Source organism: Microbacterium sp. H6 (genome assembly GCF_003314775.1).
Lineage (GTDB): Bacteria > Actinomycetota > Actinomycetes > Actinomycetales > Microbacteriaceae > Microbacterium > Microbacterium oxydans.
In genome coordinates this window covers 5,567-8,452 of record NZ_QOAY01000047.1, presented here as the reverse complement: position 1 = coordinate 8,452, position 2,886 = coordinate 5,567, and the positions used below count along the sequence as shown (strand labels likewise).

2 protein-coding genes are annotated in these 2,886 nt (G+C 68.6%); both read left to right on the top strand.

Annotated elements, in window-relative coordinates; all coding sequences use genetic code 11:
* Positions 1-223 precede the first annotated feature (223 nt).
* Positions 224-2,095 (top strand): FAD-dependent monooxygenase, encoded by a 1,872-nt coding sequence (locus DSP71_RS02880; protein ID WP_113680321.1) that lies wholly within the window; start codon positions 224-226, stop codon positions 2,093-2,095.
* Positions 2,096-2,182: 87 nt separating this feature from the next.
* A partial coding sequence (locus DSP71_RS02875; RefSeq protein ID WP_258546233.1) for an ABC transporter ATP-binding protein occupies positions 2,183-2,886 on the top strand: 704 nt, incomplete at its 3' end.

Genomic DNA, 2,886 nt, shown 5'->3' with positions numbered 1-2,886 from the left:
TCTGCGAAGCGGGAGAGGTGGTGCTGCCGGGCATGGGGGCACTCCCTTGCGATGACGGACGGCGCGGTTTAGGCTGTGTTCAATAGTAGAACTCTCTGTTCGAATATAGAACACGCCTGTTCTTCGCGCAAGAGCTCCTCACACACGACCCGAAGCGTATGACCCGACGCGCTTGACCCGACGCGCTTGACCCGACGAAGACGTCCGGAAGGAATCGACGACGATGCAGTTCCACCACCACGGCTATGTGTCCGCTGACCCGCGTGTGCAGGACGCCGCCGGCATCGGCTCAGCCCGCCCCACCGACCTCCCTGACGAGATCGACGTGCTCATCGTCGGATCGGGGCCTGCAGGAATGCTGCTGGCCGCCCAGATGGCGCAGTACCCCGAGATCTCCACCCGCATCATCGAGAAGCGCGACGGCCGCCTCCCGCTCGGCCAGGCCGACGGCATCCAGCCGCGCAGCGTCGAGACGTTCCAGGCGTTCGGGTTCGCCGAGCGGATCATCGCCGAGGCCTACAACATCGGCTGGATGAACTTCTGGGGCCCGAACCCCGACAAGCGCGACGAGATCGTCCGCACCTCCCGGACGGCCGACTACGCCTACGACATCTGCGAGTTTCCGCACCTCATCATGAACCAGGCGCGCGTGCTCGACTACTTCGCCGAAGCCGCGGCCAACGGCCCGGGGCGGATCGTGCCCGACTACGGGATCGAGTTCACCGGGCTCACGGTCCACGACGAGGGGGAGTACCCGGTCGAGGTGGGGATCCGCTACGTCGCCGGTGAGCGCGCGGGCGAAGAACGCACGATCCACGCGAAGTTCGTCGCCGGGTGCGACGGCGCACGCAGCGGTGTGCGACAGGCCATCGGCCGCACGCATGTCGGCGCCTCCGCCGCGCATGCCTGGGGTGTGATGGACGTGCTCGTGAACACCGACTTCCCGGACTGGCGCACCAAGTGCGCCATCAACTCGGAGGCGGGCAACATCCTGCACATCCCGCGCGAGGGCGGATACCTCTCGCGCATGTACATCGACCTCGGCGAGGTCGCGGAGGACGACGACCACCGGGTGCGCCAGACGCCCATCGAGGAGATCATCCGTCGCGCCAACGCGATCCTGCACCCGTACACGCTCGACGTGCGCGAAGTGGCCTGGCACAGCGTGTACGAGGTCGGCCACCGCGTGACCGACGGCTTCGACGACGTCATCGACGGCTCCGGACGCACACCCCGCGTGTTCCTCACCGGCGACGCCTGCCACACGCACAGCGCCAAGGCCGGGCAGGGCATGAACGTCTCCATGCAGGACGGCTTCAACCTCGGATGGAAGCTCGGGTCTGTGCTCACGGGCCGCGCTCCCGAGGCGCTCCTGGCCACGTACGGCGCCGAGCGACGCCCCGTCGCCCAGCAGCTGATCGACTTCGACCGCGAATGGTCGAGCCTGATGGCCCGCAAGCCCGAGGAGATCTCCGACCCCAACGAACTGGCCACGTACTACCTCGCAACGGCCGAGTTCCCGTCCGGGTTCATGACGCAGTACACCTCCTCGATGATCACGGGGACCGCCGCGCACCAGGCGCTGGCGCCCGGCTACCCGCTGGGCAAGCGGTTCAAGTCGGCCGAGGTCGTGCGCGTCGGCGACGGCAATGTGGTGCACCTCGGACACCACGCGAAGGCCGACGGGCGCTGGCGCGTGTACGCGTTCGGCGACCGCACCGGCGAGGCGCTCGCCGCCTGGGCGGAGCAGGCCGCTCCGCTGTTCGCGCGCTTCACTCCGACGGATGCCGACGTGGATGCGATCTTCGACGTCAAGGCCGTCTACCAGCAGCCCTTCGAGGAGGTCGAGGTCACCTCGGCACCCGAGCTGTTCCAGCCGAAGACCGGCCCGCTCGGACTCACCGACTGGGAGAAGGTCTACGCGGCGGGCCCCAGCAAGTGGACGGAGACCGACATCTTCGCAGCGCGTGAGCTTTCGCGCGACGGTGTGGTGGTCGTGGTGCGCCCCGACCAGTACGTGGCGGCGATCCTGCCGCTGGACGACACGGCAGAGCTCTCCGAATTCCTCGAGGGGGCGCTGCTCCCGGCACGATGAGCCGAGGGTCTCGACATGACACGTGTCACGTCGAGGAGATGACACCGCCCTCCGGACTCCTCGTCGGCATCGGACGAGGCTGGAGGCATGGACGACACCTCTAGGGACGGATCGGCGACGCGGGTCATCGCGCGACCGGCTTCCGCTGCCCCGATCGATGACCCCGTGGTGCTGGAGCTCAGCGCCGTGAGACGACACTTCGGCGCAGGGGAGCGCCGTGTGCAGGCCGTGGACGGGGTCGACCTGTCCATCCGGCGGGGCGAGGTCGTGGCACTGCTGGGACCGAACGGGGCAGGCAAGACGACCACGCTCGACATGCTGCTGGGCCTCACCGAACCGAGCAGCGGCACCGTCCGCGTGCTCGGGGTGACTCCGGATCGTGCGACCTCCAGCGGTGCGATCGGCGCCGTGCTGCAGACGGGCGGATTGCTGGGCGACCTCACCGTCGGGGAGACCGTGCGCCTCATCGCCTCCCTCTACGGAGACGAGGCGCGGGGGAGGGTCGACGAGGTCATGGCGCGCGCCGACCTCACCGCTCTCGCCCGCCGACGGGTGTCGAAGTGCTCGGGTGGCGAGCAGCAGCGCGTGAAGTTCGCGCTCGCGATGATCTCCGACCCCGACATCCTGGTGCTCGACGAGCCGACGGCGGGGATGGACGTCACGGCCCGCCGCCACTTCTGGGACGTGATGCGTGCGGATGCCGACGCCGGCCGCACGATCGTCTTCGCCACCCACTACCTCGAAGAGGCGGAGCAGTTCGCTCGGCGGACCGTCGTGATGCATCGCGGAAC

Excerpts from the sequence above, each read along its gene's own strand:
- DSP71_RS02880 (WP_113680321.1), top strand. The coding sequence starts at position 224 with ATGCAGTTCCACCACCACGGCTATGTGTCCGCTGACCCGCGTGTGCAG.